This window comes from Sphingobacterium sp. DR205 (genome assembly GCF_011064245.1).
Lineage (GTDB): Bacteria > Bacteroidota > Bacteroidia > Sphingobacteriales > Sphingobacteriaceae > Sphingobacterium > Sphingobacterium athyrii.
The window spans coordinates 84710-105652 of record NZ_CP049333.1 but is presented as its reverse complement, the minus strand read 5'-3'; the positions used below and the strand labels follow the sequence as shown (position 1 = coordinate 105652).

17 protein-coding genes are annotated in these 20943 nt (G+C 41.7%); 4 read left to right on the top strand and 13 right to left on the bottom strand.

From position 1 onward, the window contains the following. Positions 1-3 precede the first annotated feature (3 nt). From radA to G6053_RS00500, 3 genes are read right to left on the bottom strand one after another with little or no spacing between them, the layout of a single operon-like run. The gene (gene radA, locus G6053_RS00510; protein WP_165305184.1) at positions 4-1389 is read right to left on the bottom strand and encodes a DNA repair protein RadA; all 1386 of its coding nucleotides are present in this window, start codon (positions 1387-1389) and stop codon (positions 4-6) included. Positions 1390-1420: 31 nt separating this feature from the next. Further along, complete coding sequence (locus G6053_RS00505) at positions 1421-2581, bottom strand: dipeptidase (RefSeq protein WP_165305183.1); 1161 nt, start codon at positions 2579-2581, stop codon at positions 1421-1423. After that, complete coding sequence (locus G6053_RS00500; RefSeq protein ID WP_165305182.1) at positions 2578-4302, bottom strand: serine hydrolase; 1725 nt, start codon at positions 4300-4302, stop codon at positions 2578-2580. The genes G6053_RS00505 and G6053_RS00500 overlap by 4 nt, the downstream gene beginning before the upstream one ends. Before the next feature lie 171 nt (positions 4303-4473). Here G6053_RS00500 and xseA point away from each other — a divergent pair, with 171 nt between their 5' ends. Both xseA and xseB read left to right on the top strand, forming a co-directional pair. After that, positions 4474-5757, top strand: a complete 1284-nt coding sequence (gene xseA, locus G6053_RS00495; protein ID WP_165305181.1) for an exodeoxyribonuclease VII large subunit — start codon at positions 4474-4476, stop codon at positions 5755-5757. Between the two features lie 43 nt (positions 5758-5800). Continuing rightward, entirely contained in the window at positions 5801-6028 is a 228-nt protein-coding gene (gene xseB, locus G6053_RS00490; protein ID WP_108635350.1) for an exodeoxyribonuclease VII small subunit, read from the top strand. A gap of 109 nt (positions 6029-6137) precedes the next feature. Here the strand turns inward: xseB and G6053_RS00485 are convergent, their stop codons facing one another. The 5 genes from G6053_RS00485 to G6053_RS00465 all read right to left on the bottom strand — a co-directional run bounded on the left by G6053_RS00485 (position 6138) and on the right by G6053_RS00465 (position 9554). Then, positions 6138-6851, bottom strand: a complete 714-nt coding sequence (locus tag G6053_RS00485) for a pirin family protein (protein ID WP_165305180.1) — start codon at positions 6849-6851, stop codon at positions 6138-6140. Positions 6852-6951: 100 nt separating this feature from the next. Further along, positions 6952-7698: an amino acid racemase gene (locus G6053_RS00480; protein ID WP_165305179.1), complete on the bottom strand. Its 747-nt coding sequence runs from the start codon at positions 7696-7698 to the stop codon at positions 6952-6954. A gap of 58 nt (positions 7699-7756) precedes the next feature. Continuing rightward, positions 7757-8215: a DUF4361 domain-containing protein gene (locus G6053_RS00475; RefSeq protein ID WP_277603218.1), complete on the bottom strand. Its 459-nt coding sequence runs from the start codon at positions 8213-8215 to the stop codon at positions 7757-7759. Positions 8216-8631: 416 nt separating this feature from the next. Beyond that, entirely contained in the window at positions 8632-8955 is a 324-nt protein-coding gene (locus G6053_RS00470) for a hypothetical protein (RefSeq protein WP_146191088.1), read from the bottom strand. A gap of 14 nt (positions 8956-8969) precedes the next feature. After that, positions 8970-9554, bottom strand: coding sequence for an RNA polymerase sigma factor (locus G6053_RS00465; protein ID WP_108635359.1), 585 nt, complete (start codon positions 9552-9554; stop codon positions 8970-8972). A 120-nt stretch (positions 9555-9674) separates the two neighbouring features. Between G6053_RS00465 and G6053_RS00460 the strand changes: the two genes are divergently transcribed. Both G6053_RS00460 and G6053_RS00455 read left to right on the top strand, forming a co-directional pair. Next, positions 9675-10013, top strand: a complete 339-nt coding sequence (locus tag G6053_RS00460; RefSeq protein WP_165305177.1) for a DUF6249 domain-containing protein — start codon at positions 9675-9677, stop codon at positions 10011-10013. 50 nt (positions 10014-10063) lie between these two features. After that, positions 10064-11707: a serine hydrolase gene (locus G6053_RS00455; RefSeq protein WP_165305176.1), complete on the top strand. Its 1644-nt coding sequence runs from the start codon at positions 10064-10066 to the stop codon at positions 11705-11707. Between the two features lie 593 nt (positions 11708-12300). Here G6053_RS00455 and G6053_RS00450 read toward each other — a convergent pair. The 5 genes from G6053_RS00450 to G6053_RS00430 all read right to left on the bottom strand — a co-directional run bounded on the left by G6053_RS00450 (position 12301) and on the right by G6053_RS00430 (position 20934). After that, a complete protein-coding gene (locus G6053_RS00450) occupies positions 12301-13230 on the bottom strand; it encodes a class I SAM-dependent methyltransferase (protein ID WP_165305175.1) in 930 nt (309 codons plus the stop codon). A 571-nt stretch (positions 13231-13801) separates the two neighbouring features. Beyond that, a complete protein-coding gene (locus G6053_RS00445; RefSeq protein ID WP_165305174.1) occupies positions 13802-14452 on the bottom strand; it encodes a thioredoxin-like domain-containing protein in 651 nt (216 codons plus the stop codon). Positions 14453-14605: 153 nt separating this feature from the next. Further along, complete coding sequence (locus tag G6053_RS00440) at positions 14606-16000, bottom strand: RagB/SusD family nutrient uptake outer membrane protein (protein WP_165305173.1); 1395 nt, start codon at positions 15998-16000, stop codon at positions 14606-14608. 10 nt (positions 16001-16010) lie between these two features. Next, positions 16011-19514, bottom strand: a complete 3504-nt coding sequence (locus G6053_RS00435; protein WP_165305172.1) for a SusC/RagA family TonB-linked outer membrane protein — start codon at positions 19512-19514, stop codon at positions 16011-16013. A 286-nt stretch (positions 19515-19800) separates the two neighbouring features. Continuing rightward, the gene (locus G6053_RS00430; RefSeq protein WP_165305171.1) at positions 19801-20934 is read right to left on the bottom strand and encodes a FecR domain-containing protein; all 1134 of its coding nucleotides are present in this window, start codon (positions 20932-20934) and stop codon (positions 19801-19803) included. Positions 20935-20943: the final 9 nt, after the last annotated feature.

Sequence of the window (20943 nt, the reverse complement as noted above, 5' to 3'; positions counted from 1 at the left end):
AAATCAGCCAAATAAGGCGCTAAAAATATCCTCCAGTTTAGCTACTGGCCGAATGGCAATATTATATTTTTTGGCATCCAGTCCTTTGGTATTAAACTTGGAAATAAAGATTCCATCAAAACCCAGCTTCTCAGCTTCCTGGATACGTTGTTCAATCCGGTTGACGGCTCTGATTTCTCCCGACAAACCCACCTCGCCGGCAAAAGTCAGGTTGCTCCGTATCGGAATATCTTGCTGAGATGAGATAATCGCAACGACAACTGCCAGATCAATAGCGGGATCTTCGACCCGCAGCCCGCCGGCAATGTTCAAAAATACATCCTGTGCACTTAAACGAAAACCAAATCGCTTTTCCAATACTGCTAACAGCATGTTTAATCGCTTTGTATCGTAACCTGTAGACGAGCGTTGAGCTGTACCAAATGCCGAATTGCTCACCAAAGCCTGCACCTCGATCATCATAGGCCGCATCCCCTCAAGCATGGCCGCAATGGAAACTCCACTCACGGGCTCATCACGTTGTGAAATCATGATTTCGGACGGATTGGACACCTCCCGCAATCCGGAACCCTGCATTTCATATATACCCAATTCCGAAGCGGACCCAAACCTATTTTTGACAGCACGTAAAATACGATAAACATGATGACGATCGCCCTCAAATTGTAGTACGGTATCAACCATATGTTCCAATACTTTCGGTCCGGCTATAGAACCATCTTTGGTAATATGCCCTACAATAAATACGGGAGTACTGGTTTCTTTCGCGAACCGGAGTAATTCGGCGGTACATTCCCGTACCTGAGAAACCGACCCCGGTGCCGATTCAATCTGTGATGAATGCAGCGTTTGGATGGAATCGATGACAATAACATTAGGCTGTACGGTCTCAATCTGCTTGAAAATATTTTGTGTGGATGTTTCCGTCAGAATATAACAATTGGCTTTAGAGGACTGTGACAACCTTTCTGCACGCATCTTGATCTGTTGTTCGCTCTCCTCTCCGGAAATATAGAGCGTTTTGACCTGTGGAATGGACAAAGCGAGCTGCAACATCAAGGTGGACTTTCCTATTCCGGGCTCACCACCGATCAACACCAAGGAACCTGGAACTATGCCGCCGCCTAATACACGGTTGAACTCCTGATCGGGGGTAATAATACGGGATTCATCCTGATACACAATCTCATGGATGATTGCCGCCTTATTTGTCCTTTTTGTATTTCCGGTTGTTGTTGTGCTTCGCCATTCAGGAACTTTTGAGCTACTTTTTTCAACTACCTCCTCAACAAAACTATTCCATTGTTTGCACGAAGGACACTGTCCCATCCATTTGGGAGCCTCATAGCCACAGTTTTGACAGAAATATGCGGATTTTGTTTTTGCCATTCTACGAAATTACAAATTTCCATCCATTACCCTATTCTTCATTTTCTTTTAAAATCCGTAGGAAATTCAGTCCCATAATCTTCGCAACATCTCCTTTGTTGTATCCTCTTTCCAAAAGTCCCTTTGTCAATAAAGGAAATTTAGAAACATCTTCTAAGCCCTGAGGTGATGATTCGATGCCGTCAAAATCCGATCCAACTGCAACATGATCAATACCTACTTTCCTGACCAGGTAATCAATATGATCCAATAATTTGGATAATGGTGCGTCGGCTTCGTGCTTGGCTTCCTTTGACAACTGATCATACATGCTCCAGGTATTCTGCGTTGTATCCGCGTTCTTGCCAACTTGTCGCCCGTAGATCTGCTTCAATCTCTTCTCATAATCCGGATCTAAAAAACCAGAGTAAAAGTTCACACCGATCACACCGCCATTTTTCTTCAACGCTTCTAATTGTTCATCTTTCAGGTTTCGGAAATGTGGACATAAACGATAGGCATTACTATGCGACACCAATATCGGCTTACGGGAAACCGCAAGGACATCATAAAAAGTCTGCTCGCCACCGTGGGAGAGATCGACTAGCATGCCAAGTTCATTCATTTTTTTAATGATTGCTTTCCCATGATCCGTTAATCCTTTTGCCTTCGAATCCATCTTTTTGGACTCCATCGCAGCGCAGCTTGCCCAGGGTAGATTATAGTTCCAGGTCAAGGTCAGATATTTCGCGCCACGTTCATGGAACCTGACCAGATTATCAATACTGCCCTCAATCATATTACCGCCCTCCACACCGACAATTGCAGCAATTTTTCCAGTTTTTAGAATTGCGTCGATATCACCCACTGATTTAGCCAAGGCAATAGCTCCCGCATTAGCCGCTACCATTTTCTCCAGCGCATCTATCTGAGCATTGGCATGCTCGAATGCTCCGGTCTTCCATTTCGCATCATCGGACCAAACAGCAAATACTTGTACATCTACTCCACCTTCCTTTAGCCGTGGTAAATCCGTGGCACCGGAATTCAGACGCTGACCGATATCTTTTCCCGGAAAAATAGATTCATAGATCACATCATTATGCCCATCAACAACAACCATGTCTGCATGAATTTGCTTATAATCCTGACTATGGGCCAAGTGGTTTAAGGACAACATGCATAAGCCCATAAGCACTAATTTTTTTGTCATTTTTTCACCTCATTGATTGTTTCGTAAATCGCATCCTGAATCCGGCTGCGGATATTGAGATCCAACAATTTGGTACTGACCTGCGGGTGTACCCGATTGGATAGAAAGATATAGATCAGCTGGTTTTGCGGATCTATCCAGATACAGGTACCTGTGTACCCCGTGTGTCCGAAGACAGTGCTATTGGCTAATTTAGATGGATATTCATTTTTCGGATTTGGATCCCAGCGGTCGAACCCCAGTCCCCTCCGACTTGATGTGGACTGCTTACTGGTAAACTGATCTATCGTTTCAGTCTTAAAATAGCGTTCTCCGCCATATTCACCCCGATTCAGCAACAGCTGTCCATATATCGCCAGATCATTGGCGGTAGCAAATAACCCCGCATGCCCGGCGACTCCCTCCGCCATAGCTGCTCCTTGATCGTGCACATACCCTTCCAATAATGTCCTGCGAAATGAAGTATCCTGCTCCGTAGGTACAATCTGCTCTCTTGAAAATCGTTCCCTGGGAAGATACCCCGCGTGTGTCATTCCTAATGGTCGATAGAAATTTTCCTGAACATAATCCTGCAAGGGTACTGCCGTCTGATGTTCGGCAACTTCCTTCATCACATACATGCTTATGTCGCTATACACATAGTTTCCTGTTGGCTTAACTGGAGACTTTAACATTTCGGGCCACATCACTTCCCGATAGTAATGGTTGAGAATATAACTATTGTCAGCCATCTTAACCTGATGCTGTTGATCTGGACTGGCAACAACATCCCCAGCTTTCAAATATTTATAAAATGGGATAAATGGCGTAAAACCAGCTTCATGCAGCATTACGGAGCGCAATTTGATATCTTTTTTATTCGTATACTTCGCTTGCCACAGATAGTGCCCCATGGTGCTGTCCAGATTAATGATATTACGTTCAGTCAGACGCATAATAACAGGAGTAGTACCCGCGATTTTACTGACAGAGGCCAGATCAAAAATATCACTTGTTTTTGTTGCAATAGCCTTCAAATAGGTATGATAACCGTATGATTTTTCCAATAACACCTGCCCGTCTTTGATAACCATCACGACCGCGCCCGGAGTTGCCTGCTTCTCAATTGCTTCTTGTGCAATGGCATCAATTTTTTTGGTCAATTTACCCAAGTTCAGACTTGAGTTTTCACCAAAACTGTATTGAAGTCGCGTTTGAGCCGTCTTGGCGTTTCCTTCAGTAATGGCTGCTCCACCAAAAATTGACATCGCGGCATTGCGTTGACCGACAGCTGTAAAAGGTGCCAGTAGTTCAATCAAATCGGATTGTGGATGCTCAGACACAGCCTTTTTGCTGCGCTCATGCTCAAAGAAATGGCAGAGCACAACCTTTTTATTGTTCAGGACTGCCTGCTTAAGCTGCGCCAAACAATCTGCATCCAAATCATCTTCCTTGCCAGCTACAATAATCGTATTATAATACTTGATATCTTCGTCAAATTTACTGAAATCAAAAAGTGCTGTATTCGCATAACGCGTCAGCTGATTTATAAACGTAGCATATTTGTCTACATTTGGAACGACGACAGCAATACGCCGTTGATCCAACCCTGTGAGTGGCAGCAGCTGATCTACATTATTAAAAAGTATGGTTTCGTTCTTTATAGTCGACTTATATTGAGCGAACAGGGGGGCAATACAGAATAAACCTGCAAATAATACCCCGAAAAATCGTTTTTTCATTCTGTTTTTATCGTTTTTTAGGTTCTATCAAATAAAAATACGAATAAAATAAAAAAGCCAAGTTCATTCCTTTAAAAAAATCAATTTTGTTACGCTTGTTTTCTAAATCCCCCGGTTAGGGATTTTCGGGATGAGCAAGCATAAATCTTTTTTTTTCTGTAAATTTGGTTAATGCCGGAATTGATTCAAGATAAAACAATATTTTCCCTGTTAGAGGTGAGCAAAAGTATCCAAAAAACGCTTGCTGAGCGTTACAAGAGCTTATATTGGATCAAGGCGGAGATGAATAAACTCAACCACTATACACATTCCGGACATTGTTACCCCGAACTCGTTGAAAAACAGGATGGCAAAATCGTTGCAGAGATCAGATCAACTCTGTGGAAAGCAGATTTCACCCGGATCAACAACAATTTTCTGAAAATTGCCCAAGAACCCTTAAGGGAAGGCATTACGATGTTATTTCAGGCAAGTATTTCCTATGATCCGATGTATGGTTTAAGCTTAAGGATTGTTGATATTGATCCGACTTTTACCTTAGGGGAACTGGAGAAAGAAAAACTGGACAGCATTAGAAAGCTCAAAGAAGAGGGCATTTACGAGGCCAATAAATCTATTCCGTTCCCAATGCTTCCAAAAAGGCTAGCAATTATTTCGGTGGAGACGAGCAAAGGTCTTTCAGATTTTTACAAAATTATAAATCAAAACCCATGGGGCTACAAGTTGGAATGCACACTATTTCCAGCGCTCTTACAGGGTGATAAATCCATTCCCTCCATTATCAATCAACTCGCGGTGATCGCCGATAAAATAGCTGAATTTGACGTGGTCGCCATTATTCGTGGTGGTGGTGGTGAGGTTGGTCTATCAAGCTACAATAATTATTTATTGGCAAAGGCAATAGCGATCTTTCCCATTCCTGTATTGACCGGCATTGGCCATTCTACCAACTATACTGTGAGTGAGATGGTCGCCTATAAAAATGCGATCACACCGAGTGAGCTGGCTGATTTCCTTATTCAAAAATTCCATAATTTTTCTGTCCCAATCGAAAAGGCGGCAGAAGGGATCCAACAGCTGATCTTTACACGGTTTAAGGAGGAGAGAAACTTCCTGTCTCAAATGGCAACGCATATCCAATGGGTCGGAAAACGAGAACTTCAGACTGCGCGCACCAATATTCAGCATATGCAGCACGAGCTGGGTGCGTTGATCAAACTACGCTTTTATGAACATAAAACAGCGTTGGCGCACACCGAACGGATTATCCAGCTTTCTGATCCGCGGCGACTGCTCAAACGGGGGTTTTCCATCACAAAAGTCAATGGCAAGTTACTTCAATCTCTTGATCAGCTATCTCCGGGTGATCTGATCCAGACGATCGTGGAAGATGGCGAAATTATAAGTACTGTAACGGATAAGAAATCGTTTAGCGACAGTTCCGAAAACAGCTAACCGGAACTATATTAAACTGAAAAATTTAAAGAGATAGTATACAATGGAACAAAAATATACGTATACCGATGCCTTCAATGAATTACAAACGATTGTAAAAGAAATTGAAAACGGCACAACAAATATTGATGAGCTTGCTGAGAAAATCAAACGCGCATCCGAGCTTATTGAAGTATGCCGGGCAAAATTGACCGCAACCGAAGATGAAGTGAATCAGTTGTTGCAAAAGATCGCTCCGGCACAGGATGCAGATCCTGATTACCCCTCCTAATATTGATAAGCAACTACTTGTTTATCTCTTCGCAAAACCTCCATGAATTCTCGATGTTGTCTTGTGTTTCCAGTCAAGCCAGCTAAATCATAATAAGATATGCGCTGTATTAAAACATGGGAACTTCAATCAGTAGCAATTTTGCATTGTAATCTGCCGTGATCTCCATTTTTTCCGAATCGTAGATGCCGATAGCATCTCTTCGGGATAATGTTTCGCTGGCCACCTTTACCTTTCCTTCAAGCACAAAAAGGTACATACCATTTCTTTCCGAATGAACAGTATACGAAACTGTATTCCCTTCATCCAGGTCCGCAAGACTGAAATACGCATCCTGATGAATATGAACGGTGTCCGGATCAGAACTATCAGGAGATACAATGGTCGCAAACCTATTATGGCGATCTAAATGCAGGTAAGATTTTTGATCATAACCGGGTGTTAGATTCATTTCATTGGGTATAACCCATATTTGCAGAAATTTGACAAGATCTTTCTGATCACCATTAAACTCTGAGTGCTTCACCCCTTTACCCGCGGACATAATTTGGACTTCTCCTGTTTCAATATTACGGACATTGCCCATACTGTCCTGATGGGAAAGTATCCCCTCCAAAGGTATGCTCACGATTTCCATATTGTCATGGCCATGACGACCAAAACCCTGACCGCCCTCCACCTGATCATCGTTTAATACACGTAATGCTCCAAAGTTTATTTTTTCAGGATCAAAATATTGCCCAAAGCTAAATGAATGGGCACTTTTCAACCAACCAAAATCAACATGGCCGCGATCGTTTTCTCGGTGTATGATCTTTTGCATCTGTTTCTCCCTGTTACATAAATAACTACTAATCAGAGGACAAAACTCATACCAACAAGCTTTTTAGTAAAAAATCTGCCAATTTGACAAAAAAACACCATTAAAGTACTTTGAGTTTACCGGGAGCAACAGCCTGAATAAGTGCCCGGGCGAGGATCCGGTTGGGATCCACTACGGTCATTCCATTATGATCTCTTTCGGGAATGGCCAATGGCAATTCGGCACATCCCAAAATAATCACCTGTGCACCCTGTTTTTTCAAATCATCCATAGCCATTAACAAATCTTCTCTTGCCTTATTGGCTATTGGTGCTGGTTGTGCCTTAATCCCATATTCTTTATCGTAAATCGCATTGTTTACCTTTTCTTTTTGTGCACCTTCAGGTTCTACGATAGGAAATCCTTTTTTCATAAAAGCTTCCCGATACTGGCTGTAAGCCTGCTCACCTGCTGTCGATAGCACACCTATGGTACTCTCTGGATAATTTTCATGAACAAAGCGTACCGTCTCATGGACAATATGGAGCAACTTCAGTTCATTTCCTAAACGGGCCATTTCATCCTGAATAACTGAAAAAATCGGTTCTGCATGCGCTGTATTCGACGGAATTGCCGCAATCGTTGCGCCAGCCTGCTCCAGTTGTTTTAAAACCACGGCTATTGCCTTTCCGGGATTCTCCTTCGATTTATTCAATAAATATGCGGAACGATCCGGAATCAAATTAGGGCAGGAAAACAACAACAGTGGCAAGTGTTCCTGATCGGAACTTGCCACTGTCTCATCTATAATTTTCTTGGCTATATCCAAGCCTGCATAAGGACCAAGCCCTCCTACTATACCAATCATAACACTATTTTTTTATACCTTAGATATAACCAATAGCTCGCGGAATGGTTTGAACAAATTACCATTCGATGGACTGATCCTCGTCCGGAATCTGTGTATTGAGCTGACGCTCCAAAATCAATGAGCCCGAGACCTTGAATTTGATTGCTGTAGTAGAAACGAGGGTATAATCTGTAAATTCGTAATCCACATTATTTATCGTGATATAACGATGCAATAAATAAGGACGGACGGCATCCATCTGTTCAGTAATGGTATAACTTGCATCTTTTTTCACAACAAACTTAATATCGGGATTGTCCGAGCGAAAAGTTACTGTACCTGTCTTAGTGAAGGTTGCATATATCCTATAATTTCGTCGATCTTGTCTCTCTTCATCAATATTCCCTGCATAGAAAAAAACAGTATTTTCGTCCACCACATAGCTTCTAATTTCACTTTTCACGACTGGAGTTTCATTTTCTTGTCCCTCCATCCTAGTTAAGAGGGCAGCTCCCGAATAATTGCCTGAATAAATCGTTGAATGGATTAACCCGAAGTATTGCTTTCTTATAATACTTTCGAGGGTGTCCTTTATAGATTTGTATCAACACTAGCGACCTATAAATTAATCTGTTAAAAGAAAAAAAGTAGCTAGTGAATTGAATGTCTCGTTTTTTAAGGGAATGCACTTTTTACACGTGAGCGGAGCCCTTAAAAGCAAGAATAATGCAATGGTGTTAGGGATAATGATACGGCAAGCATAAGGACAGTGTAGACACAGTGGCAGGAGCGATTCAAGTGCTCGGTACTACAAATAGTGAAAGAAGCAATTGTTACGCTTAAAACCGAAACATATGGAGAAAATTAGGCATTCGGAACTGCCTTTAACGATCACTATTCGATTATTGGGTTTAACAGTTTGCAATATTTACGCTCATTCCAACAATCCGCCTACGAATGCTGAGATGTATGACGCGGATGCCGAGTCAAATAATGCATACTATACCCAAATATAGCTATCACAGCGGCCAGAATGCCGATCAGTAATGCGGAGTCACTCCCAAACGGTTTTAACTTTACTAGTAACATCAGGTTAAAAAATATCAGAATAGCACTGATCACTTTTCCCAGCCGCTCTTCTTTTTGATACCTCTTACCGTAACTAACCCGATAACTATTCATGGATGCCTGTAGCAGCTGGTCGGAAAACTTTGCTGAAGGTGTATCCAAAATCTCCTGTTTCAGTAAATCTGCAAGTGGATCACCCTTTTTCATTTTCTCACGGTTTATCATAAATCTTTCATTTCATTCCCTAATAAACTTCTTAGCGATTGTTCTAGTTTTTCCCGTCCTCTCATCAGCCTCATTTTGACGGCTGACTTTCCAATGTCCAGGATTTTCGCTATTTCTGACGTGCTTTTCTCTCCCAGATAATGAAGTGTAATCGCCGACCTTTCTTCTTCTCCAAGTCTAGAAAGCGCCAGGTCAATATATCTTTTCCTATCTGACTGAATCAGGCCGCCAATTTCTCTCTTTTCGTCGAGCAGATAGCTTTTGGATTCGGAATTTTCAGCCAGTTCTGTCGTTTCTATTCGTTTACTACTTTTTCTAGTCAAAGCTGTATAGTAAACGATTTGATATAGCCAAGTGGAAAACTTAGCCGCACTTCTAAATTTATCCAATGCCCGGAAGGCTTTCATAAACGAATCCTGCACCACTTCTTCCGCATCTTCATTATTTCCGCAAATTTTAATTGCCAATGTATAGGCCAGCTTTTGATAAGTTGACACCAAATAATCAAAGCCCTCACGCTCACCATCCAAGGCTTTTTTTAAGTAATAGTCTTCACCTTTACGGTTTTTTCCGAACAGCATGCGTGTGGCCAAATTATTTATAAGTACTATTACTTAGACTATCAGAAAAAAATATTGGTCACATTGTGACCACTTATCCCTAAATTCAGTCCTATCAGGAAATTAACAAAAACAATTGAAATGGAAACTACATCAGCGGCATTATTTATATCCATCTCCCTTGTCGTATTTGGGATTAGCTATTATTACTTTACCACCAGACATAAAGAACGCATGGAAATCATAGAAAGGGGGCTTTCGCCGGATTATTTTAAAAATCAATCCAAATTTTTGCCAATGCTGCTGGTACTTGGCTTCAGCAGCGTCGGAGTTGCTCTTGGATTGGCCGCGGGTCTAGCCCTAGGTGATCTCTTTCCCACCCAAAAATTTCTGGCTGTCGGGATTTGCATTTTTATGGGGCTCGGCCTCGCACTTATCACGTCTTACTTCGCACTGAAAAGCACTCCGAAAAAAGAATAAAACCACTTTTTTTACAATTAACATTCAGATTTAACAATAACTTATAAAAAATGAAAACATCATTACTGGTATTGCTATGCCTTATTTTTTCGCTGCTTGTCCAAGTTATAGCACTCGCACAGACCAACCAGCAGCAGTTTGATTCTCTCACCAGTGCCCAATTTGCTAAAGATGGCGCAGGTACAGTTGTGTACCTGAGCAGAGGTGACCAAGTGCTTTATCAGAAGGCATTTGGTAAAGCCAACATCGAGCTTGATGTGGCGATGACGCCGGAACACGTATTTCGCCTGGCATCAGTGACCAAGCAGTTTACTGCAGTACTGATCTTGATGCTGCAGGAACAAGGCAAGTTGTCGATCCAAGATGACATCCGCAAATACATCCCGGATTTCCCGGAGAAAAAGAAAGTAATCACGATTGAAGCCTTGTTAACCCATACCTCTGGAGTCGTTAACTATACTGGACTGCCAAGCTTTACTGATGAAATCAAACTAAAGGGCCTAAGTCCTAGACTGCTGGTGGATTTAGTCAAATCGGAACCATTGGACTATGATCCCGGTTCAGACTACAAATATTCCAATTCCGGGTATATCTTGCTGGGCTATATTATAGAACAAATAACAGGAAAAAGCTATGCGGAATTTATCGAAGAAACGATTTTCAAGCCTTTAGGAATGACTCATTCTTATTATGATACCCCGACTAGGATCATATTTGGTAGAGTGTCAGGATATGTCCAGCGAAATGGTGTATACCGTAATGCAGACTATCTAAGCATGAGCCTTCCCTATGCCGCCGGTTCGCTGATGTCAACCGCTGGGGATTTGCAAAAATGGTACAATGGCTTGCATAACTGCAAATTGCTGAAATCAGAGATAATCAGGAAAGCACAAACATCCTTTAAACTGAATGACGGACGTTTGACAGGCTATGGTTACGGATGGGAAACAGGAAACGTCCAAGGAAGTCCTAGCGTTAAGCATGTAGGGGTGGTTAATGGTTTTTTTACTCATGCAGCTTATCTGCCACTGGAAAATCTTTCTATTACGATACTACGGAATTGCGATACCCCCTATGAACCTGATATCCTGGCATCCAAGCTCCTCGCTGTGGCTTTAGGAAAACCATACGACTATAAACCTATTACACTAAAGTCATCTGAACTGGAAGTGTTTCAGGGTGTATATAACATTAAAAATGGTAGAAAACATTCTGTACGGTTGCAAGATGGAAATCTGATGTATTATTATCTGGGTGGGCCAAAAACTCGTTTGGTTCCCAATGGAAAGGATCAGTTTTTGGTGGAAAATAGTCTAAACACGTTCAAATTTACCAGGGATGAAAAAGGTATCGTGGATGGGTTTACGACAAGTGGTACGGGTATGCCTAGCTCGGCTGTCAGAGAAAACACTGCCTTGGAAGCTCAACCGAAAATCAACGTTTCCACGACACAATTAGCGAAATACACCGGAAAGTACCAGTTTAATCCCGGGCCAGTATTTGAAGTGGTCCTGGAAAACAACATCCTTTATGGACAAGTGGGGAACGACAGAAAGGAACTAGTGCCGTTTGACAAACACAAGTTCTACGCCCGGGACTTGGATGCGACTATTGTTTTTAACGTAGATAATAAAGGAACAGCCATTGGTCTGACCAAAATCCAGAACAGTAATATGGTCTCTAAGAAACTCTAACAGCATTATAATTAGACGATACAATTACCGTTTAGACGCCAAACTGCCCAACTTCAAAGATAAGCCACTTGTAAAAATTGGAACTAGATGAGCTGTAGATAAGATAATTGCTTGTTTAACAAAACTCGATGAACTTTTCATAAATGCAGGTGTTGATGATAAACGCTATATTGTTGGCACTTATACCCTTAAAAATTATAGTTTGATGGATTGACTTATCGAGCATCCCGACATAATGAATATCAGAAGTTATTCTCCTGGTTAACAAAGTGCTAAAAACAAAAAAACCTGCAAATTTAACATCTGCAGGTTTTATCTTTTGTAGCCCGTAGGGGAATCGAACCCTACTTGCATTAATCTATTTATCAGTTATTTACAAACCTTCTGTTTCCCTACTCACCGAATAACTCACTGGTTTGATATACGTTTTAGCTGCAAGTGCTGTATATCTAAGATAAGAAAATATTATAAGATTTTCTTGGTTTAAATATTCAAATTGCAAAATATTATAAGGAAAAATTCTTAAAGTTCATACTTTATTTCAAGTAACAATTTTTAGAAATGGAATCAATACTTACCGAATGTATTCGCCACTATAAATAAGGGTTATTTGGTATATTAATTAATTTATAGCCTCGTTTTTTTAAAGATTCCCGTAATTCGATTTCAGGAAGAGTTTTAAATATTATAATACTTAAAGATTGACTTGGTACAATGCCAAAATTTGATAGAGAATCACGAAGACCTTTTTTGAAGAGAATTTTTCTAAATTTTTTCTCGGATTTAATGGCTGGAATTTTTTCACTTCCTGGGAACCAAAAATTAGGATTGAAATTTTTGATTGCTACCATTGGTAAATTGATACCAGCAGCAAACTTTTCCATTTCCCTTTCAGAAACCTTATAGACGAAGTTGCCAACTGCTTCATAAGAGAAACGGTTTTTCCAAATCTTATTTACCAAGCCATATTTTATCTTTTCTAAAACGTTGCTCATAAACAATAAAAAGGGCATTTTCATAATCGGATCTTGCGGTTCGATAATTACAATTCCCTTTTTTGCTACTCGGATCATTTCATAGAGCGCAGCGTAAGGCCGAGGAAAATGATGATAGGTTTCTTTACATAAAATATAGTCTATGCTATTATTTTCGAACGAGAGATTTTCTGCATTTTCAGCAGAGTATTGCTCAACAATACCAACCTCTTTAGATACTGCAAGAAATTCATCACTTATATCGGAGGCAATTACATTTTGGACACCATTCTCGATTAAATAATTCGCGTCATGCCCGTAAGCGTCACCTACGGTCAACCAAGATGCATTCTTATATGTTGTAATGGGTTTGACACATTCAAAAAACTGATTCTGTAACCAATGATTTATTGTTCCCTTATATGTTTTTATTCCATTTAACAAAGCTATCTTCTGTTCTTTTTCGGGGAAGAGATTTGTATACCAATTGGAATGCCTATTATAACTATCTTCTTGAAATGATTCGATATTGTTGTTTGTATTTTCCATAATGTTATTTTACAAAAACGGTTAGCTCATAGTACTTCTCCCAATATTTCCTTAATGATCTTATATAAGATTGGTTTGTGTTGGATTCGCCCGACTATGAACATTCCCTAAATGTTTATCAGCAGATTCTGGAACTAAAAATAATTAAAAAAAAAGCTGCTTTTAGTAATTTAATAAATTCCACACTTTTGTGTAGATAATAAACTGTAAACCTATAATCGGACGAGACAATGTGTAAACCCAAAGTAGGACGATACAATGTGTAAACCCATAATAGGACGATACAAAGGAGCAAGCAGAAGTTGGGCAGAGCCCTACTTTTCTTGCCCCATGCTCAGCAAATGGGGTTTTGAGTATCCTCCGGGGATACTCTATTCGCTTAATAATAGCATTAAGCCTCTTTTTAGTATACTGTCCAGTATACTAAATATGGTTTGAATTTAGCAGCGATAAGCTATATATCTATTAGGCTATATATCCAAATCATTAACTTTATGGTTATATAGCAATTTTGAGCCTTTGCTATTTATTAACAAAAGGCTCAAAATAATTTTTTTAAAAATTTATGCTATCAAAATGGTGATTTCCACATGTATTTCTCAGGAACAGTAGTGATTTTGTCGGCGACAATCTTCTCCAGAATAGGTTCAATATCTATGGTTGCATCGGTAATTCCAACCAAAGTCCCATCTTTTATCCATGCCGAAGGGCCCGTAACTGGTATACCACATAAATATGCATTTAGCAGGTACACTTCGGGGCCTATAAGCTGAGGCGAAGTCCAGCCCTTTTTTCTAGTAGTTAGTTCAGCCTTGTAGTCATAATCAAGCATAAGTCCGACAGATTGGACATGATCACGATACTTTGGCTGCAGTTGTTTCCATTTATCCATCGAAGCCAAGCAGGGAGCACACCAGGTTGCCCAAAAGTCTAGAACGAGCATCTTGTCTGCCGAAAGTTCTCTCAGTGTAATGCTGTCCCTTCCATATATGTCGTTGACGATACGTATAGGTAGGTCCATGATGTCGTCCGATACCTTTTGCCCTGCTTTAAGTGGAGATATGCGATCCATATTTACACTATATTCAAGCAAGGGGTATTTGGCCAGATTAGCATCGGGGTTAAAATGTAATATTTGTCTTCGAATATCATCCTTATCAGTGGTCGTAACGAAATAAGAGATATTCTCTCTTATAATATTTTTGTCTGTGCAAGAGGACATTTTGTTCCTTGATTGTGCAAGAGTTTCTCCATTAAACAAAGAGATAAAGAAAATAATAAAAAATAGTAGTGAAGTGAATCTAATTATTTGAAATATATTCGACAATTTAATACACATTTTGTTAAAGTTCATTCTCATAATATTTATCTATTATTAACGTTCATTTTGCAGGATGCCACTGGCATCAATTTCTGACTGCGGGATAGGCCAGACCCATTTTTTACTATTTGGCGCCAACGAGTATTTCATGCCATCCAATATCCTGGTAAAAGTGACCGGATATTTCCCTTCAAGGTTGAGCCTTCGTGCATCTTCCCATCTGCTTCCGCGCATAAATAATTCTTTTCTTCTTTCAGTCAGAACATAGGTTAATATATCGGATACGTCGGAAAGTTTAAGTTCATGATATGTGTCAGCGTCAGTTCGGTGTTTTCTGAGTAGGTTGATGTCATCTAAAGCCTGCTGATCCATACCCGAGCGGGCCCGACATTCTGTACGGATCAATAATATTTCTTCAACACTCAGGCCTGTGAAGAATTCATTCCCTCCGTAACCACAATATGAACCGGTATAGACTTTCGTTCCGTCTGGCCTTGTAAAAAAATATATTTTCCCCCTGAGATCCTCCGGCTGAATAGATTCGGTGAAAAGTGTGTCTATATTTTGCATTGTAGGCATTATGATTCCCCCAACGGCAGCTGCGGAATAAAAAATAATAGCAGGATTATTTTTTCCATAAGGCTCAAAATAGCTTCCATAGATATCAGTGACTGACCCCGTCAGCTTATTATAATCTATCAGCACCTTTTTCTTTTGCAAAACAATATCTGCATATCGGAGTGCCAGATCAAACTTTCCCTGCTGGAGATAGACCTTTGCCAAAAGTGCCTGCACCGCGGTGGTGCCCGGCATATAGGGGTTGGTATCGTCTACTATTGGAATATTCTCTGCTTCCGTCAGGTCCTTTATTATCTGGTCGTAAACCGCTTTTAATGATGAGCGGTCATATCTGACTGAAACATCATAATCCAGCCGCAGGGGTAAACCTGGAGCCTGTGCAACAGTTGGTTCATTATATGGACTGCAGAACAGCTGCGCGAGCTGATAAAAATTCCATGCACGGTGAAAGCGGGCTGCCACCCTTGCCCTGTTCCTGTCAGTGGTCTCACCCTGACCGGCTGGGGCAGATTCTACATCCAGAGCAAGATTGGCGTACATGATCCTTTCATACGCTAAATCCCAGTCCTTGATATTTCGCTGGGTGCCATAGGGATTGTCCTGCCAGGTATAGGCATACTGATGGAATGGTGTGTACTGTGAGCCGGCAACAAGGTCTGCGGAATTTTTAACATAATATTCGTCCGCTCCAAGGTAAGCCAGATCACTTGAGCTAAAATACATATTATCCCGGCTCAGGATCGCCAGATAATCCTTGGCGGTCTTGGGCACAACCTGATTGGATGTCCGCTTCGCGTCCAGAAAATCTTTTCCGCAGCCTGTCAAAATAATGACAAGGCAAAAAATCAAATAGTTTCTTAAATCTTTCATAGTTTCCTTATCAAAAGTCCAACCTCAGCCCAAAAGCAAAACTTTTTGGCACAACATAATCTGCATTAGGATAATCAGGATCTATGCCGTAATGGTTAGCTTTCCACATTATTCCCAGGTTCCGGGCATATGCATAGAACTGTATATTCTTAAACACCGATTTTGGTAACATAGATACCGGGAGATCATAGGAAAAGCTGAGATCCTGGAGCCGCAGATGGTTGCCGCTGGTCACAAAATTTTCATACTGTTCAAACATGCTGTACATATTATCCGAAGGGTTAGGCGATGTTGCCGGTATGTCTGTCCAGCGTTCGTCCCCCGGGTTTTGCCACCGTTTTAGATAATCCATATGATACTGCAGCCTATATTCTCCGTTGGGAACAGTTGTCGAACGCCTGAATACATGGCCCATTTTCCATGAAATAAGGAAAGACAGACTCAAGTTCTTCCATCGGATCTCATTCCGTAAGGAACCATAAGTGGTCGGAACAGTGACCCCTGTGCCGATGAGGTCTTCAGGCGAAAGACTGTTATAATAATCCACTCCGTTTCTGGTACGTTGTCCATCTATAAACATGAGTACCGTCCCATCTTCAGGATCGAGCGAATATTTAGGTAAAGCATATAAAATATCTTTGCTTTTACCCACTACGGGAAAAGAAGGTGGAAGCAGATAATTGTATAATCCGATATTATTATTTGCTGAATATCGGGTGACTTCATTATGGACGATGTTGAAAAGAAGTGTACTGTTCCAGTTAAAAGCCCCACGGATATTTCGGCTGCTGAGCTGTAAGTCCATTCCTTTTGTTTTCAGGTTCGCATAGTTGACAAGATTCGAGCTTTCAGCAAAGCTTTCCGGATAAATTCCGCTACTGGGTGGTAGTACGCTGGCTCCGATCAGGTCGTTTGCATTTTTTACGTAATAATCGGCGCTTACCGAAATGCGATTATCGAGCAATCGGATATCGAGCCCCATATTAAATGTTTTTACCTGTTCCCAGCGCAGGGATGGATTTCCGATACTTCGCACAATTGCCTGTGGAAGGCCGGTGTTTTCATTGGTCGCAGCATGTTCGATAGTTGGAAGGGAACTTACATTTTTGTTTACATTTCCTGCGATCCCATAAGTTCCCCTTAGGCGTAGATAATCCATGACAGGCAATTTGAACCAGGATTCTTTGGTAAGCTCCCAGCTTGCTCCCATAGACCATAATGGTGTTCCTTTCTGGTTGGTTTTCACTCCGAACAGGTTTGACCCATCCCATCGGAGTGAACCGGACAGAATATATCTGGTTTTATAGGTATAGCTTGCATTTCCAAAATAGGACAGGTAACGGTCTGTAAGCTGCTGTTTTGCAGAAGGAGGGGCAAGGAGTCTTGACCTGCCGCTGGGCCGTATCTTATAATTTTCGGTATAGTTGTAATTGTTGTCCCCGATCATCAAATCGGGATCATAATTATAGAGTGTATAGCCCGGGTCTGTAAGCTGTATCATTTCCCTGATCTCAGCACCTGCCAGTGTGGTTATCTCATGTTCGTCGCTAAATTTCTGTGAGTAGTCCAGCTGTGCGCGTGCAGAATGGCTTCGCGAAAAAGTGGACGGCAGCTCGCGGAATACTCCGCCATAGGGAATAATCCGTGTGCCGTCGGCCTGTGTGAAGCGGTTGACGATATTGCGCGCGTAATAGCTGTCTTTATCATACTCGGCCGTGCTGGATGAGCTGCCCCGGATATATTGATAGGTAGCGTTGATGTTAAAATGCCGGAGAAAATCGTACCTCAGGCCAAGGTTTGCCCTGAGCTCGTCACTGTTTCCCAGCCTGTCCATAAGACCCCGTTCTTCCAGTGGGCGATATTGCCAGTCAAGTAAGCCGTTAGCCCCTGCCTGCTCCACATAAGGCTGTCTGTACTCTTTTATGACAGATGCAGGATTTCCGTTTTCATCAAATAAGCGGGTGTAGGGTGAGAGACCGATATTGGTGGCATTACCCCTGAGATCGTCCAATGTGATCTGATTGTTCTGATTCGCCTGTCTGCTGTACCAAAGTGCTGTGGACAGTTCCAGATGGGGAAATGGCCTGAAGGTATTTTGTAGATTGAGATTTATTCGGTCATTGAAGGCTCCGACTTCGCTGGAGCGGCTTTTGTCATATCCGCCTGACGCATAATAGGTAAAACTTTCGCCTCCTCCACGTGCATTAAGCGCATACTGCTGGTATACGGCGGGCTGGTAGAGATATTTCATCGCTCCCTGGCGAACTTCCGTATTTTTTAAAATGGCTTCCTGCCGGGCAAATTCTTCGGGGCTGAGTGTTCCCTTATCCCGCGCGATCAGCATTTCCACATACGCTGGAAAAGCAGTCTGCTGTGCATTTTCCAGATAATACCCTCCTTTTTCGTATTTCTCTTTTTCGATCGCCATGACAGTCTCAGAGGGTAGACGGTTCCGGCTGTACATCAGGTCGGGTTTTTGGCCAATAGTTACATTGCTATTGATGGAAAGCTGCCCTTTCTGTCCATATTGTCCTTTTTTTGTTGTGATCACGATCACACCATTTCCCGCACGTGCTCCCCATATAGATGCTGCGGCACCGTCTTTCAGGATCGTGATGTTATCAATATCATTCGGATTTATAGAGCTGATATCACCATCATAGGGAAAGTTGTCGACAACAATGAGCGGGCTCGCATCGGACTGTATAGTCGCCAGTCCTCTTACCCGGATGTCGGATGCTTTGGTACCATTTGGTGTGACAAACTGAACTCCGGAGGTGACACCGTCGAGTCGCTGGAGGATGTTGCCACCCACTGAGCGGTTCAGCAGTTTGTTGTCTATAACCGTAAATGATCCGGTGACTCTTTCCTTTGGAATACTGTAGAACCCGGTATTGACGACCTGTACTTCGTCAACTTTTGTAGAGATGGGATATAATACAATAGTTCCTATTTCTGTTTTGCTAGTGATTTTCTGCAACTTAAAACCCAAATAGGAAATTTCTAAAAGATCACCATTTTGTATTCCCTTTATTTCAAAAAGACCATTTATATCACTACTTGTTTGTTTTGAAGTTCTTTTTTCTCCGCTATCCAGAACATAAATCGTCGCTCCAGCAAGTGGTTCACCGTTCTCATTTACAACACGTCCCCGGACTGTTTGTTGTAGAACTTCGTCATAAGCTTTCATGATAGAATTGGCCACCTGTGACTCGTTGACCTTTCCCTTGATAACAATTGACTTGTCTTCTAATATATAATCCAATCCTCTGGGAAGGAGAATCCTGTCCAACACTTCCTTTAGACTTCCGCTGTTTATTTGTATCGTTACAGGAGTAGCACGGCTTACTAATTTATAATCCAACACCAGAAAATCATAACCTGACTGTTTATGGATATTGTCAATGACCTTTTGCAACGAAGTATTTTTCTCGCTGAGACTTATCCGCTGGGCCAGGACATTTGCTTTTACCTGTACCAGAAAGGCTATCATGATGACCATGATCAATTTCATAATCAATAGTATTTTGAGCAAAGCGCGCCAAAATAGCACACCTTTGTGAAAAGCATTTATTTGCATATTTTTGCTTTGGTTTGAGTTTTACAGAATGATTGTCCAAAATTGTTTTTTCCCGTTTTCGGGATCGGTTGGCTCAAATTTCGGCCGGTAGTGCTTCCAACACTGCCGGCTTCCTTTTGTAATCCAACACGCTGGAAATTAACCTGTATCGGATAGCTGTCTTTTCATGTTTAGAAATTTATGTCAATAATTGGATTGTATATCTTTTCAGTGTTGAGCGTTACATCACTGTAATAACGTTGCCGGATACTTTAAAAGTGACCTTGCCGGTTTTTTCCATCAGGTCCAATACCGCACTTATACTTCGTGAACGTGAAACAGTGCCGCCTACGGTAATATACCGGGCAGCATTGCGCTGATAACGGACCTCAACATTATACCATCGTGCCACGGTACGGAACACTTCTTCCAAGGTCTCTCCCCGAAAAACAAAATCACCCTGTTGCCAGCCAATTGCCTGCATGACATCTGCCTCCTCTATTTTCAGATCGCCACTGGTAAAAAGAGAACTCTGCTGTCCCGGTTTCAACAATTGTCCATTGACCAGTACGCCTCCCTCTAGTAATGTTGTCTTGATGGTCTTTTCATTTCTATAGGCCGCAATATTAAATTTTGTCCCGGTTACCTTGACTTCCTGTCCCTGTGAGGATACAATAAATGGCAATTTTGCTGATCTGTTATCCTTATTCTTTATCCGCTGCTCGCTGATTTCAAAATAACCTTCGCCTTCCAAAGAAACCTGTCGCTCATTGGCGGCAAACCTTGATGGAAATGTTAGCCTGGAATCGGCATTGAGCCATACCTTCGAGCCGTCCGGAAGGATGAATGTATAAACCTGTCCTTTTTCTGTAGCTGCAACAATTGAAACCGCCCCATTCACAGGAAGATTAACCGATCCTCTGATCGGACTGCCATCGTTATATGTCAATGATCTACCGATAATGGCTCCAAGCCTTGTACTGTCCAGTATGATCTTACGCCCGTCTGAGAACGTCAGTGTAGCTCCGTTGCTGCCCGGTGCAACATCTTCCTGCTGTTTAGCCAATGTAGTATCATGAACTTTGCCAGAATCCGTCCATTTAAAGAACCACCAGCCCGAAAAAATCAGTAGCAGTGCTGCCGCGATAGAAATATAGTAGAATGATCTTATTCTTGAATTTTTTGGGGTACCTATTCCCAGGTTTTCCCATACACGTCGTTTCCGCTTGGATAGATTGGCCAAAGGCTCCATTTCTGGAGTTTCAGCTGTAATTTTATTAAAATGGCTATTCACTATACGCGCCTCCTCTTCCGAGCACGTTCCGTTTAGGTATCTGTCGACCAGCCGCTTTATTTCATCCTGATTCATTTCCATAAGACGATT